The sequence below is a fragment of the Halomarina salina genome, from assembly GCF_023074835.1.
GTDB lineage: Archaea > Halobacteriota > Halobacteria > Halobacteriales > Haloarculaceae > Halomarina > Halomarina salina.
This window is the reverse complement of sequence record NZ_JALLGW010000002.1, coordinates 50,740-64,682: the sequence shown is the minus strand read 5'-3', so window position 1 is coordinate 64,682 and position 13,943 is coordinate 50,740. Positions and strand designations below refer to the sequence as shown.

Genomic DNA, 13,943 nt, shown 5'->3' with positions numbered 1-13,943 from the left:
GTGTCCGATGCAGTCCGGAGTGTTCTCCCGCGGTGGCGGAACGAACCGCTCCGGTGCCGTCGCGTGAGCGGCCTGTCGGACTGCCTCGCGGCCCCGGTACCGGTACCGGACCGAGTCAGGAAACCAGGTCTGGCCGCGGAATGTGCTTCTAATATGAATGTGTTTCGTGGTAACATTCATATGTCCGGGAACCAATGTGTGGTCGCTCAGGTAGAAGTAGGTGACTGTCAACATGCAATCGAAAACCGAGTCGCTGGCCCATCGGGGTCACCGCTACGAACCAGTCGAGGGGGAGCGCTGTAGCGTCGCCGTCGTAAACGCAGTGGCCGAGGCCATCGACAGCGACCCGCTGGAACTCCCCCAGGTGTTGGGAGACGTAATCGACGCCGACGCACTCGACGCTCTCGTCGAGGTCCGGCGGGCAGATTCGACCGTCCGACTCGCAGTCTCGTTCGAGTTCTGTGGCTGTACCGTCGAGGTCGCGCCCGACGGCGTGGTGCTCGTCAGAGCCGACTCGGTGGAGTGACGACCCGGCGCGCATCCTCAGGCACGTTCGACCGACTTCTGGTCACCAGTTCGTTGCTGACCGACGCCGGTCCACTACAGCAACCGCCGAAACTCGCCGAGGGGCGGGAACGTCCGCGTCTCGTCGCCGCCCTCGTCGCGGACGACCGGCCGGAACGAGTCGACGTCGGCCACCAGCGGCGAGCGTTCGAGCGTGCCGTGACCGTAGCGGCCGTTGACGGCGACGCCGCTGGCGAGTCGCGTGAACGCCGGGAGGACGAGGACGTCCGCACCGTCGTACACCCCCTCGCCGAGGAGGTAGCAGGGCCAGTCGTCGCCCTCGATGGTTATCTTCGGGTGGTCGTGGCCGACGACGTACCGCGGCGCGTCGAGAGTGGGGGCCGCGTGACCGTGGCAGACGACCGTCCCGTCGTCGAGGCGATGCTCGTCGGGGGCCGGGCCGTTCCACACCGCGTCGAGCATCGTGTCGTGGTTCCCCGGCGTGACGACGAGTTCTGCTCCCGCCTCGACGACGACCCGGTGGAGGGCGTCGAGACTGGCGGGGACGTCGTCGGGGACCGACGAGAACGAGTGGAGGACGTCGCCCGCGAACACGACCTCGTCGGGCGCGAACCGGTCGACGAGCGTCTCCAGTCGAGAGACGAGGTCCCCGCGTTCGCCGAGTGCGAACTCGACGTTGCTTCGCGCGTCCTTGCCGAGGTGGAGGTCCGCGAGGACCAGCGTCCCGTCGAGTGCGACGGCGCGGTCGGCGAACGCGGGGGGCGCGAGCGTCACGCGGTCTGTTCGCGGGCCGAGGCGTACGCCTCCTGTAACTGTCTGAACGCCTCGGGGTCGCCGCCCTGGTCCGGATGCGCCGTCTTCACCCGCTGTCGGTACGCCCGCCGGACCTGCTCCTCGCTGGCGTTCGCCGACAGACCGAGTCGGGCGAACGCCGCGGGGTTCGGTTCGGTGAACGGTCCCTCGGTCGCCTGTTCGTCCACGTCGTCCTCGAAGTCCACCGTGGGCGTCTCGAACGGGAGTCGACCCGCCAGTCCACGACCTGGCAGTTCGTGTTCGACGAGGATGGGGTACGTCCGCCCGGTGCGGGCCTCGTCGATGTCGAGGAACGCTCTGGCGTCGAACGTGATGGCGACGTCGCGTTTCGGCAGGAAGAAGTCGACGGTGTGGCCCTCGACGAAGTGGCTCTCGGCGAACGGTTCGTCGATGCGCGAGAGGTACTCACGAATCTCGGTGCGGCGACGCGACTCGGTGTCCTCGCCCACGCCCGACCGTATCGGTGGGTCGGGATAGAGGTGTCTCCCGAGGACGAACGTCCCGGCAACGATGGCGCTCAGTCCGACACCGATGAGGACGCCGAGGACCAGCCAGTTCGGCAACACCACCAGCACCGTGTTCACACCGTCCCTTGGGCGACCGGGGTGAAGAATCTCTCGGGAGCGGCCGGTGTGACCGGTGCAGGAACGGCCTCAGCCGATGTACCGCAGGTCGTCGTCGCTGGGTGCCTGCCCCTCCTCCATCTCCTGTATCTTCTTGACGACCTCCTCCATCTCCTCGGCGCGCTCTTCGAGCGAGTCGTAGCCCACGTCGAAGTCGATGATGGTCTGGAGCACCTCCAGCACGGCCCGAGCGCTCTTCGGGTCGACGAGGTAGCCAGAGGTCTCGCCCATCAGGCAGGCGGCGGGCAGGTCGCGGCGCTCGCCGAGGCCAAGCAGGAGGCCGGAGACGCCGACGATGCCGCCCGCGGGTTCGTCCTCGCGGAACTCGACGTGCGGGTCGAGTTCGTCGAGCAGGTCGTCGTCGGAGGCGGCCGCGATGACGTCGTACTCGTCGATGAGTTCGCCGGTCGGGACGCCGCCGAGCGCGAACGCGCGTTCGACGCCGTGCTCCTCGGCGACGTCGAGGATGGTGTCGGTGAGGCGGTAGTGGCCGACGGTGTCCTGCGCCTGGTGGTCGCCCGTGAGGACGAGCATGTTCGTCTCGGGGACCGCGTGGAACTCCAGGCTGGCGAGCTGTGACCGCCCGTCCTCGACGGTCACCTGCGGCGGGAAGTGTTCGGAGTAGAGACGGGTGACGAGCGTCGCGTCGAACTCCTCGAGGATGTGTTCGGCGGCGAGTTTGCCGACGTGACCGACGCCCGGCAACCCCTCGACGAGCACGGGCGACTCCAGGGAGACCTCGTCGAGTCGCTCGATGTCGAATTCGTCCATACCGTTCAGTCGCGCTCGCGCCGCTTAAGTGCGCGTCGGTACTCCCCGTAGCGGTCCGTGGGGTCGTACGGGGCCGGTGCGCTGTTGACCGCCTCCGCGCCGCAGTCGGGACAGGTGTCGCCGAGCGTGTAGACGGGTCGGTCGTGGCGCTCGCGCCAGTCGGCACAGACGTGGATGTCGGATTTCATCGGTGGGAGATGGGGCTGGTGTCGTCGGTCCGTTGCTGTCGTCGGTCGAATACTGTCGCCAGTCGGATACCAGGTCGCGGCGTGCGCGAGGTCCTACTCGTCTTCGGTCTGCCGCTCGCGGTGGAACTCGGCGCTGCCGCCGTGGTCGGCGATGGAGATGCGAGCGCGCTCGACGCTCGCCTCCAGCGCGTCCTCGGCGGTCTTGTAGTTCGGTGCCTGCACTTTGACGCGGTACTCGGGCGCGCCGATGTACGTCACCTCCAGTTCTATCTCGTCGGGTACCTCGCCGTTGCCCTCGGCGGCCTCCAGCGCGGCGCGGACGTCGTCGACACCCTCCGGGTTCGCCGAGCGCAACTGGAGGTAGCCGGTGACGTTGACGTACGGGACGGAGACGTTCTCGCGTGCGGTCTCGACGATGGCCGACACGTCGTCTTCGGAGAGGTCCGTCGATTCGAGCGCCTCCGCGCCGTGGATGGCGGCCTGCTCGAACCCGTCGTACAGCCCGCCGAACTCGCCGTACAGTTCGTTGGCGACGGAGCCGTACCGCTCGTCGTCCATCTCCTCGCCGAACGCGAGACTCATCCACTTGTCCGCCTTGCGCTCGTTCTTCCACTCCTGAATCTTGTCCGAGCGCTGGTGGTCGTTGACGTCCTTGATGGAGAGGTCGATCTGCTGGCTCGACTCGTTGACCTCGAGCACCTTGCAGACGACCGTCTCGTCGACCGAGACGTGGTCGCGAACGTTCTTGATCCACCCGCTGGCGACCTCGCTGACGTGGACGAGGCCGCGTCGGTCCTGGTACTCCTCCAGGTCGACGAACACGCCGAAGTCCTCTATCTCGTCGACCTTGCCGACGACCAGTTCGCCCGGTTCCGGCCATCCACTGAATTTCATGTACCGTGGGTAGCTTGCTCGCGTGGTTAAACCCTCCGTCATGAACGGTCGGGAGGAGTCGTCGTTGGACGGGTTCGGTCGGTCGTCGACGCTTCTGCGACTGCGAACACCTCGAAAGCCCCGAGGCGCAGGACTCGCGCGGCTCGCTGCGTTCGCTGTGGAGCTTGCACCGTCTCGGACGGCGAGAGGACGGGGGCGTTCGAGGTGGTAACAGCAGTGTTTCACTCTCGTCCTCCAACGACACCCAGCCAGCACGGCCAGTTATCCCCATCCGACGACTAGATACGCCGTATGCCCGACATCGACCTGACGCTGCTCGACCGGGGCCGAGTCCACGCCGACATGAACTTCGTCGTCGACGGCTACGCGGTCGCCACCGCGAGCGACCGCGACCCGGAGCACGACTACGCGGAGTTCGTCGTCTGGAACATGGTCGTCGACACGCCCGAGATGACAATCCTCTGGGACACGGGCTCGCACCCCGAGGCGGGTGACGGCTACTGGCCGACGCCACTGTACGAGGCGTTCGCGCACGTCGACGCGGCCGAACACACCCTGGAGGGCGACCTCGACGACGCCGGCTACTCGCTGTCGGATATCGACGCCGTCGTGATGAGCCACCTCCACCTCGACCACGCGGGCGGGCTGAAGGAGTTCGCGGGGACTGGGACGCCGATCTACGTCCACCGCGAGGAGTTGCCGTTCGCGTACTACTCCGCGAAGACCGAGGAGGGCTCCATCGCGTACTTCGCGCCGGATTTCGACCACGACCTGAACTGGCAGGTCGTCCACGGCGACCGCTCGACGCTCGTTCCCGGCGTCGAACTGCTCCATCTGCCTGGACACACGCCGGGACTCATGGGGGCGCTGATTCGACGCGACGCGGGGAACGTCCTCGTGGTCGGTGACGAGGCCTACGTCGACGCGAACTACGAGGACGGCCAGTCGATGGGTGCGGGTCTGCTCTGGTCGAACCGGGACTGGCGCTCGTCGCTCTCGTACGCCCGCGACCTGGAACGACGACACGACGCCACGGTGGTTCTCGGCCACGACCTGGATCGATTCAACCGAGTTCGAGAAGAAATATAAGAATTTCTAGCAGTCGGTACAGTAATAACGTCTCGGTACTGGGAAATTCACATGCCAGAAGAGACACCTATCGGAGCGAAACGCGCGAGTCGGAGCATCGGCCGCATCCCGTTCGGGTCGCCGACGCTCGACGGTCGGTTCAAGGGGATTCCGGCGGGGAGCAGCGTGTTGCTCGTGGGTGCGCCCGACGCCGGTACGGACGCGTACGCGCACACCCACGCCGCCTCGCTGATGACCGCGCGGTACTACCCCGGCCTGTACGACGGCCGCATCCTCTACCCCGACATCCTCCCGGACGAAGTTCACTACGTCACCCTCGACCGGAGCCGCAACCACTTACTCCACCAGATGGACGCCGTGCTGGGGGCGCGTCGGTTCAACACGTTGACCGAGCACCTGCACGTGAAGGACTTCTCGGACCGGTTCCTCGACCTCGCGCCGATTCCGACCACGCTCCGGCAGGCGGGGCGGAAGGAGGAGCGCTCCGGCGACCGGGACGGGTCGGACACGTTCGACGAGTTCCTCGCCGACATCAGTGACTACCTCGTCTCGGTCGGTGACGGGAACATGATCGTCTTCGACTCGCTGACGGCGCTTCACGGTGCGACGGCGTACGACCTCTCGATGGCGGACGTCCGGGGGTTCCTCTCGGGACTCCGCAGCGCGGCCGAGTCGTGGGACGGACTCGTCTCGATGCTCCACCACGCGCGACCCGACACGGTTCGGGCGGACGAGATCGTCAACACCGCGCTCCACGGCTGTCTCTACTTCTACACGAACGACAGCGGGACGAACGCTCAGAAGACGATGCGTATCGGCGAGTTCGGTGGCGCGCTCAGCGGTCGCAGACAGGTCGTCTACGACACCAAGGTCACCGACACCGGGTTCAGCATCAGCAGCAACCGTCGGGTGTAGCCGTCGAGTGGAAGCGCTGGGGCGACGGCGGCCCGACCTACCGCTCGACGCTGTCGTCGGGTTCGACCATCCCGTACGTCGACGTGAGGTGGTCGATTATCCAGTCGACGGTGTCGGGACCGTACGTCCAGAACCCGTAGAACTGCCGCGGCTCTCGCTCCTCGGCGAGGAGTGCACACTTGTTGGAGTCGACGCCAGCGCCGTCGTAGACGACGAACCAGGAGTTGGCGATCTCGTCGGTCCGCTCGACGTGGACGGTGAACCCCTCGTGGTCGGGAACGGCGTCGTCCGGATAGCCGTAGGCGTGCACGTCCAGGTTCGGTCTGGTCGCCAGTTGCTCGTAGACGTCGAGCTGTGACTCGATGATGGAGACGTTCTGGAACCCGGCGTGCAGCTGGCCCGCGCCGACGCGCCACGCACGGTCCTCTATCTCCCGCGAGGCCGACACCATCTGCCGGGCGTCGTAGGAGGTGAACATGGTCTCGTCGAGGTGGTCGAGGATGGCCTTCCGTCCCTCCGCCTCGAAGTGCGGTTCGGTGTCGAGCGACGGGTCGAGGACCTCGTCCAGATTCGCCGCCGTGAGGAACTCGTCGCCCTTGCTCAGCACGACGTAGTCCTGTGGTCCCTCCAGTGAGTTCCCCTCCGTCACGACGAGGTTCCGGTCCGCGAAGTGCTCGCGGAGCGTGTCGGCGGCGTCGCTCTCCGAGTTGAACACCGTCAGCGTCATCTCGTGGGCTTCGACACCGGAGATCAGTTCACTGAGGGACATCTCCGTGTGTCGCACCACGCCACGACCGGATATAGACCTTTACCCGACGTGCGCTGGTGGCAATAGTTGGGCGAACCGATACTCTCCCTCACACGTCGCGGACGACCCGCGCGCCCGCGACCGACCGCCGGAACGGTATGAACTATTGTTTACATTCGGCCTGCCAGATGGCGGGTTTCGGGCCGGAGAGCGTTAGCGTCCGAAACCCTCATCATCAATGTGTGCTAACATATGATAAACGCTTTAGTCGGGAGCGACCGTTTTTGAACTAGGGCCTTCGGGCCACGACCTACTATGACTGAAAACGAACTGGTCTGGCGAATCGCCGGTGGCTCCGGTGACGGAATCGATTCGACCAGCCAGAACTTCGCCAAGGCGCTGATGCGTTCGGGTCTCGACGTGTTCACGCATCGTCACTATCCGTCGCGAATCCGCGGCGGTCACACCTACGTCGAGATTCGGGCCGCGCCCGACGAGGTAACGTCCCGAGGGGACGGGTACAACTGTCTCCTGGCACTGGGGGACTCGTTCGCGCGCAACCCCAAGGACGAAGCCTACTACGGCAACGAGGAGGTGAAACCGCTGACGGAGAACCTCGACGAACTCCGCGAGGGCGGCGTCATCGTCTACGACGAGGGACTCCTCGACGACGAGGACGTCGCGGACCTCGACGAGCGAGCGGAGGAGGAGGGGTGGCACGTCTACCCCGTCGACCTCCGCGGTCTCGCACGCGAACACGGGCGCGAGGTCATGCGCAACACGGCCGGTGTGGGCGTCACCTGCGCGCTCATCGGCATGGAACTCGACCCCATCGAGGAACTGATGGACGAGCGCATGGGTGGTGAGATCCTCGAACAGAACATCGACATCCTCAACATGGCGTACGAGCAGACCCAGGAGAAGGAGTTCACCCACGACCTCCAGGTTCCGACGGGGAGCCACGACGAAGACCAGGTGCTCGTCTCCGGGTCGACCTGCATCGCCTACGGTGCGCTCGACGAGGGCTGTCGGTTCATCGCGGGCTACCCGATGACGCCGTGGACGGACGTCTTCACCATCATGACCCAGAACCTGCCGGACGTGGGCGGTATCTCCGAGCAGGTCGAGGACGAGATAGCGGCCGCGGCGCTGGCGATGGGGGCGTCCCACGCCGGCGCGAAGGCGATGTCCGGGTCGTCCGGCGGCGGGTTCGCGCTGATGTCCGAACCGCTCGGCCTCGCCGAGATGAACGAGACGCCCATCGTGCTCGTCGAGTCGATGCGCGCCGGGCCGTCGACCGGGATGCCGACGAAACCCGAGCAGGCCGACCTCGAACACGTCCTGTACACGAGCCAGGGCGACTCCAACCGTGTGGTCTTCGCACCCGGCACGCCGTCGGAGGCGTACGACCAGACGCGCAAGGCGTTCGAGATCGCGTACGACTACCAGATCCCGAGCATCGTCATCTACGACCAGAAGCTCTCGGGCGAACTCGTCAACGTCGACGAGTCGTTCTTCGACCGCGAGCCGAACCCGTCGCTGGGCGCGACGCTCACCGAAGACGAGATCGAGGAGGCCGCCCACCACGCCTCCGGGAAGTTCCAGCGGTTCCAGCACGACCCCGAGAACGGCGTCAGCCCCCGGACGATTCCGGGTCAGAAGGGCGGGCGCTTCCTCGCGTCGGGCAACGAGCACACGCCCGAGGGACACATCAGCGAGGACCCCGCGAACCGCGTCGCGCAGATGGACCGCCGCGAGCGGAAACTGAACGCGATTCGCGCGGACCTCGACGGTCGCGACCAGTCGAACCAGACCGCCCACGGCGACGAGGACGCCACGTACGGCATCCTCACGTGGGGCAGTTCGCAGGGCACCGTCGAGGAGGCGGTCGACCGCCTGAACGACGACGGCCACAGCGTGAAGTCGCTGGGCGTCTCCGACATGATGCCCTACCCCGAGGACGAGGTCGAGGCGTTCCTCGAATCGGTCGACGAGTGTCTCGTGGTCGAGATGAACGCGTCAGCACAGTTCCGCGGGCTCACACAGAAGGAACTCGGCCGGTACGGCGAGAAGATGTCGAGCCTGCTGAAGTACAACGGCAACCCGTTCGAACCCCACGAGATCGTCGAGGGGTTCGAGGCGAGCATCAACGGCGGGGACCTGCCTGGTGAGACTACCAAGTACGTCCCCGCGGCAGGTGACTAATCATGAGCGCATTCTCAGCAATCGGCGAGGAACGAGACGTCGACCAGAACGAGTACACCCCCGGCATCGAACCGCAGGCGACGTGGTGCCCGGGCTGTGGCGACTTCGGCGTCCTGAAGGCGCTGAAGGGCGCGATGGCCGACCTCGGCAAGGACCCCGAGGAGATTCTGCTGGTGACCGGCATCGGCTGCTCGGGGAAGCTGTCGAGCTACTTCGAGTCCTACGGCTACCACTCCATCCACGGTCGTTCGCTGCCCGTCGCCCGGGCGGCGAAACTCGCGAACCCCGAACTCGAAGTCGTCGCCGCGGGCGGCGACGGTGACGGGTACGGCATCGGCGGGAACCACTTCATGCACACCGCCCGCGAGAACCACGACATGACGTACATCGTGTTCAACAACGAGATCTTCGGCCTCACGAAGGGACAGACGTCCCCGACGAGTCCGAAGGGTCACGAGTCCAAGACCCAGCCCCACGGCTCGGCGAAGGACCCGATTCGGCCGCTCTCGCTGGCGCTCACCTCGGGCGCGTCGTTCGTCGCCCGCACCGCCGCGGTGAACCCGAACCAGGCCAAGGAGATCATCAAGGAGGCCATCGACCACGACGGCTTCTCGCACATCGACTTCCTGACGCAGTGCCCGACGTGGAACAAGGACGCGCGCCAGTACGTCCCGTACACGGACATCCAGCAGTCCGAGGACCACGACTTCGACATCACCGACCGCCGCGAGGCGAGCGAGGCGATGTACGAGGCCGAATCCGCCCTCTACGAGGGGGAGGTGCTGACGGGTCGGTTCTACAAGGAGGGGAACCGCCACTCGTACGGTCAGGAGAAGCGCGAGCTCGGCGAGATGCCCGAGACGCCGCTGGCGGAGCGGTACTTCGACGACGACTACGAGTGGGAGCGGTCGTACGACCTGCTCGCCCGGCACAAGTAACGCGTCGCCCCGACCCACGATTTTTCCGACCTGCGTCGACCACCAGTCCGTCGACCGGTAGCCCGCGCCGACGGTCACGCCGCCGAGGGGTTTTCGGGTTCGGAAGGTATTTTTTCACGGACGCAAAAAGCCCTTTCATGAGCACGGACTCCACCGAGGACCGCATCCTCTCCGTCCTGGAGGAGGACGCGCAGGCCTCCTACGCCGATATCGCCACTCGGGCCGGGGTGTCGAAACCGACGGTGCGGAAGTACATCGACAAACTGGAGTCGGAGGGCGTCATCGTCGGCTACTCCGCGGACATCGACCCGAAGAAACTCACGAGCAAGTCCATCGCGATGGTCGGCATCGACGTCGCCAGCGAGCGGTACGTCGAGGCGACTCGCGACCTGCGAGAACTCGACGAGGTGGAGTCGCTCTACTCCTCTTCCGGCGACCACATGCTGATGGCCGAGGTGCGGGGCACCGACGGGAACGCCGTCGGCGACGTCATCTCCGAACGCATCCTCACCATCGACGGCGTCACCGCCGCCCACCCCTCCTTCCTGCAAGAGCGCCTGAAGTAAGCTGCTACCCCACCTCGACAGCCTCGCCCGTTCCCGCTTCTCTCTGCCGTTTTCGTGTCCGTTTTACGCCGTTCGGTCCAACGCGAGGCCGTGCCTACCTACCGCCGCAGGACCCGCGTCCGCGCACCGTTCGAGGAGGTCTGGGAGTTCCACTCCGGCACCGACGGGCTGGAGGCGCTGACGCCCGCGTTCATGCACCTCAGCGTCGACACCGTCCTCGGACCGGACGACGAGCGCGACCCCGACGTGCTGGAGGCGGGGAGCCGCGCCTACATGTCGCTCCGGCCGTTCGGCGTCGGTCCGCGCCAGCGCTGGGTGTCGGTCATCACCGAGCGCGAAGTGGGCGACGGCGCGGCGTACTTCCGCGACGAGATGCACGAGGGACCGTTCCCCTCCTGGGAGCACACCCACTCGTTCTACGCGGACGGCGACGAGACCGTCGTCGAGGATTCGGTGGAGTACGAACTGCCGGTCGTCGGGTCGGTCGGTCCGCTCGGCGACCTCGGGTTCGAACCGATGTTCCGCTACCGACACCGGAAGACGCGGGAGCTGCTGGAGAAGTAGGGCTCCGTGGCGGTGACGGACCGTGAGCGGCCTCGCCCACGCAGCGGTGACTCAGTCCTGAATCTCGATGCTCGTCTCGTCGTCCTCGTCGTCGGACGCCGAGGTGTCCTCGCTCTCGACGGACTCGCCGCTCGCGTCCTCGCCCTCCGTCTCGCCGCCGAACAGGGACTCCTCGGCCGCCTCGACGGTGGCGTCGTCGAGGAACCGCTCCAGCAGTTCGACGTTCTTCCGGTTGGCCTTGAACACCGCGTCGAACAGGTCGCCCAGGATGGGAATCGACCCGACGCCGAAGTCGACCGCGATGTTGAACCCCATCCGGAGGAGCGTCGACTTCGGCGCGCCCAGGCGGGCGGCCTCCAGGACGATGTACGACGACGCGGCGGCGGCGACGGCGTCACCGGCCACGGGGAGCAGGCCGAGTATCGAGTCGAGGCCGACGCGCTGGTCGGTCCCCGGAACGGGAACCGCTTCGTCGAGTGCGGCCGCGACGGTCCGGCAGCGTTCGAGCGTCTCCTGCTCGTCTACGAGTGCCATGGGCCACGTACCGTCCCACCACTGATAACGTCGCGGCCGGCAGAGCGCAACCAGTAAGCCACCGCTGGCCGCACGTGGAGTCGTGTCGACCACGCGTGCCGAGTCGCCCGCCGTCTCGCCGACCCTGGCGCTCGGCGTCGCCGTCCTCGCCGTCTCGACCAGCGCCATCCTCGTGGACCTCTCGAACGCCCCGAGTCTCGTCAAGGCGTTCTACCGGGTACTGTTCACGCTCGCGCTGGTCGCGCCAGGTGCCCTCCTCAACCACCGCGACGCGTTCACTCGACTCTCGGCCAGGGACGCGCTGGGGGCGACGCTGGCCGGGACGGCGCTCGCGATCCACTTCGGGACGTGGTTCGAGAGCCTCCGGTGGACCAGCGTCGCCGCCAGCGTGACGCTCGTCCAGGCCCAGCCGCTGTTCGTCGCGCTCGGGGCGTTCTTCCTGCTCGACGAGCGCTTCTCGCGCCGGATGGGGGTCGGCATCGCCGTCGCCCTCGGTGGGATGGTCGTCATGTCCGCCGGCGAGTTGCTCTCGGGAGCGGCCGTCGCCGGGTCGCGGCCGCTGTACGGCGACGCGCTCGCACTCGTCGGCGCGGTGATGGCGGCCGCGTACGTCCTCGCCGGCCGGTCGCTTCGCCAGCGCGTCCCGCTGCTCCCGTACGTCACCGTCGTCTACGCGGTCTGTACGGTCGTGTTGCTCGCGTTCGTCGTCGGCGCGGGCCACCCGCTCGGTGGCTACCCGGACCGCGAGTGGCTCCTGTTCGCGGCGATGGCGCTCGGTCCGGGGCTGTTCGGCCACACCGTCCTGAACTGGGCGCTCGGCCACGTCGAGTCGTCGGTGGTGAGCGTCTCGCTGCTCGGGGAACCCGTCGGGAGCACGCTCCTGGCGGTCGTCGTCCTGACGGAGTTCCCGACGCTCGCGACGCTCGTCGGCGGTGGAATCGTGCTCGCAGGAATCTACGTGACGGCCAGCGACCGGCAGCCGTCGGCGACCGTCGACTGACGTCGTAGCGGAGAACGGGTCGACGTCGCGTCGTATCGGTTCCGACGTGTCGGCGGCTACCCGACGATGATGTCGTCGAAGCCGCTCTCGCCGGGGTCGGAGTCGGACGTGTCCTCCTCGCTCGCGGTGTCCGTCTCTTCGGTCGCGTCCGCGTCGTCTCCCTCCTCGTCCTTCTCGGGAAGGAGTTCCTCGACCCGTTCGACCGCCGCCGCCACTTCGGCCTGTGACGCCGACGTTCCCGCCGGGGAGGTGGTTTCCTGCGACTGCTCGTGTTCGGCAGCACGGGTGACTTCGGCGGCGCGCTGGAGCCGTTCCGGGAGGTCGGCGAGGGCACGTTCCCCCGCCTGCTCGACGTCGCAGTCCGTCACTGCCTCCAGTCGTCGGAGTCGTTCCTGCACCTCGACGTACTCGTCCAGCAGGTCCTGTAACTCCCGCTGGAGGTCTTCTATCTGTGCTTCGAGCGCCTCGACGCGACCCATTTCGTGTGCACTCATTCCTCGTGTCTTATAAGTCTATGTCAGACGCACGTCTCGACTCCGACAGGGCCCACCGCTCGCCCCTGCGCCGTCGGCCCGTCGCCGTGTTTATACGACGACCCGTCGAAGCGCGCGCCATGGCAACACTTGCCGCTCTCGACGGGTCGGAACCGCGCGCCATCGACACCCACGCCCACCAGCCGACCGCCGAGTTCCTGGAGGACGCCGGCGGCGAGATGATGCAGGACGCCGCGACGAAGTTCGGCACCAGCATCGACACCTGGGACTACGACGCGATGCGCGAGGAGTACCACGAGGCCGGTATCGCGAAGACGGTGATGCTCGGGTGGGACGCCGAGACGAACACCGGGAACCCGCCGGTCCCGAACGACTACGTGGCCGAGGTGCGCGACGAGTATCCCGACTTCATGATCGGGTTCGGGAGCGTCGACCCGCTGAAAGACGACTGCGTGCAGGAGGCGATTCGCTGCGTGGAGGACCTCGACCTCTCGGGGTTCAAGTTCCAGCAGATAGCACAGGGGTTCGACCCGAGCGACCCGCGACACGACCACCTCTGGAACACCATCGAGGACCTCGGTGTCCCGGTCGTCTTCCACGGCGGTAGTTCGACGCTCGGCGCGGGCAAGCCGGGCGGCCGCGGCCTGAAGATAAGGTACGGCGACCCGATGCTCGTCGACGACGTGGCCGCCGAGCACCCCGGGATGGATATCCTGCTCGCACACCCGGCGTTCCCGTGGGAGAAGGAGCAACTCGCCATCTGCCAGCAGAAGGGCAACGTCTACATGGACCTCTCGGGGTGGCTGCCGAAGTACATCGACGACCAGGTGCTCCAGTACGCCGGGAGCGTCCTGCAGGACAAGGTGATGTTCGGCACCGACTACCCGATGATCCGCCCGGGGCGCTGGCTCGACCAACTGGCCGAGTACACCGACTTCTCCGAGGACGTCCAGCGCAAGATACTCTGGGAGAACGCCGAGGAGTTCCTCGGGTTGTAGGTCGGCCCCGCAGTCGTTCGAGTGGGCCCGACTCCTCACGACAGCTGTCCAAGCCGATAGACGCAGAGCATGGGTCGG

The 13,943-nt window shown here is 66.8% G+C and carries 17 protein-coding genes; 9 read left to right on the top strand and 8 right to left on the bottom strand.

Annotated features, from left to right (window positions below):
* Positions 1-232: 232 nt before the first annotated feature.
* Positions 233-526, top strand: coding sequence for a HalOD1 output domain-containing protein (locus MX571_RS16105; protein ID WP_247418635.1), 294 nt, complete (start codon positions 233-235; stop codon positions 524-526).
* Positions 527-600: 74 nt separating this feature from the next.
* Here the strand turns inward: MX571_RS16105 and MX571_RS16100 are convergent, their stop codons facing one another.
* The 5 genes from MX571_RS16100 to MX571_RS16080 form a co-directional block, all read right to left on the bottom strand.
* Positions 601-1,299: a metallophosphoesterase gene (locus MX571_RS16100; protein WP_247418633.1), complete on the bottom strand. Its 699-nt coding sequence runs from the start codon at positions 1,297-1,299 to the stop codon at positions 601-603.
* Positions 1,296-1,922: a J domain-containing protein gene (locus MX571_RS16095; RefSeq protein WP_247418632.1), complete on the bottom strand. Its 627-nt coding sequence runs from the start codon at positions 1,920-1,922 to the stop codon at positions 1,296-1,298. Before MX571_RS16095 ends, MX571_RS16100 begins: the two co-directional genes overlap by 4 nt.
* Before the next feature lie 69 nt (positions 1,923-1,991).
* Positions 1,992-2,732 (bottom strand): proteasome assembly chaperone family protein, encoded by a 741-nt coding sequence (locus MX571_RS16090; RefSeq protein ID WP_247418628.1) that lies wholly within the window; start codon positions 2,730-2,732, stop codon positions 1,992-1,994.
* A gap of 5 nt (positions 2,733-2,737) precedes the next feature.
* On the bottom strand, positions 2,738-2,920 hold the full coding sequence (locus tag MX571_RS16085; RefSeq protein WP_247418627.1) for an RNA-protein complex protein Nop10: 183 nt from the start codon (positions 2,918-2,920) through the stop codon (positions 2,738-2,740).
* Between the two features lie 93 nt (positions 2,921-3,013).
* Positions 3,014-3,814, bottom strand: coding sequence for a translation initiation factor IF-2 subunit alpha (locus tag MX571_RS16080; RefSeq protein WP_247418626.1), 801 nt, complete (start codon positions 3,812-3,814; stop codon positions 3,014-3,016).
* A 291-nt stretch (positions 3,815-4,105) separates the two neighbouring features.
* Here MX571_RS16080 and MX571_RS16075 point away from each other — a divergent pair, with 291 nt between their 5' ends.
* Both MX571_RS16075 and MX571_RS16070 read left to right on the top strand, forming a co-directional pair.
* Entirely contained in the window at positions 4,106-4,903 is a 798-nt protein-coding gene (locus MX571_RS16075; protein ID WP_247418624.1) for an N-acyl homoserine lactonase family protein, read from the top strand.
* Positions 4,904-4,954: 51 nt separating this feature from the next.
* The gene (locus MX571_RS16070; RefSeq protein ID WP_247418623.1) at positions 4,955-5,818 is read left to right on the top strand and encodes an RAD55 family ATPase; all 864 of its coding nucleotides are present in this window, start codon (positions 4,955-4,957) and stop codon (positions 5,816-5,818) included.
* A 37-nt stretch (positions 5,819-5,855) separates the two neighbouring features.
* Here the strand turns inward: MX571_RS16070 and MX571_RS16065 are convergent, their stop codons facing one another.
* Positions 5,856-6,587 carry a DICT sensory domain-containing protein gene (locus MX571_RS16065; protein WP_247418621.1) on the bottom strand — a complete coding sequence of 244 codons (732 nt, stop codon included), beginning with the start codon at positions 6,585-6,587 and terminating at the stop codon, positions 5,856-5,858.
* Between the two features lie 294 nt (positions 6,588-6,881).
* Here MX571_RS16065 and MX571_RS16060 point away from each other — a divergent pair, with 294 nt between their 5' ends.
* The 4 genes from MX571_RS16060 to MX571_RS16045 all read left to right on the top strand — a co-directional run bounded on the left by MX571_RS16060 (position 6,882) and on the right by MX571_RS16045 (position 10,839).
* Entirely contained in the window at positions 6,882-8,771 is a 1,890-nt protein-coding gene (locus MX571_RS16060) for a 2-oxoacid:acceptor oxidoreductase subunit alpha (protein ID WP_247418620.1), read from the top strand.
* Positions 8,772-8,773: 2 nt separating this feature from the next.
* A complete protein-coding gene (locus tag MX571_RS16055; RefSeq protein WP_247418619.1) occupies positions 8,774-9,709 on the top strand; it encodes a thiamine pyrophosphate-dependent enzyme in 936 nt (311 codons plus the stop codon).
* A gap of 137 nt (positions 9,710-9,846) precedes the next feature.
* On the top strand, positions 9,847-10,275 hold the full coding sequence (lrpA1, locus tag MX571_RS16050) for an HTH-type transcriptional regulator LrpA1 (RefSeq protein WP_247418618.1): 429 nt from the start codon (positions 9,847-9,849) through the stop codon (positions 10,273-10,275).
* Between the two features lie 90 nt (positions 10,276-10,365).
* Positions 10,366-10,839 (top strand): SRPBCC family protein, encoded by a 474-nt coding sequence (locus MX571_RS16045; protein WP_247418617.1) that lies wholly within the window; start codon positions 10,366-10,368, stop codon positions 10,837-10,839.
* A 51-nt stretch (positions 10,840-10,890) separates the two neighbouring features.
* Here MX571_RS16045 and MX571_RS16040 read toward each other — a convergent pair whose 3' ends face one another.
* Positions 10,891-11,373, bottom strand: coding sequence for a DUF4112 domain-containing protein (locus tag MX571_RS16040; protein ID WP_247418616.1), 483 nt, complete (start codon positions 11,371-11,373; stop codon positions 10,891-10,893).
* Between the two features lie 82 nt (positions 11,374-11,455).
* On the opposite strand from MX571_RS16040, the gene MX571_RS16035 reads away from it, so the two are divergent.
* Complete coding sequence (locus MX571_RS16035; protein WP_247418615.1) at positions 11,456-12,373, top strand: DMT family transporter; 918 nt, start codon at positions 11,456-11,458, stop codon at positions 12,371-12,373.
* Between the two features lie 56 nt (positions 12,374-12,429).
* Here MX571_RS16035 and MX571_RS16030 read toward each other — a convergent pair whose 3' ends face one another.
* Positions 12,430-12,867 carry a DUF7518 family protein gene (locus MX571_RS16030; protein ID WP_247418614.1) on the bottom strand — a complete coding sequence of 146 codons (438 nt, stop codon included), beginning with the start codon at positions 12,865-12,867 and terminating at the stop codon, positions 12,430-12,432.
* Between the two features lie 119 nt (positions 12,868-12,986).
* Here MX571_RS16030 and MX571_RS16025 point away from each other — a divergent pair, with 119 nt between their 5' ends.
* Complete coding sequence (locus MX571_RS16025) at positions 12,987-13,865, top strand: amidohydrolase family protein (RefSeq protein WP_247418613.1); 879 nt, start codon at positions 12,987-12,989, stop codon at positions 13,863-13,865.
* Positions 13,866-13,943: the final 78 nt, after the last annotated feature.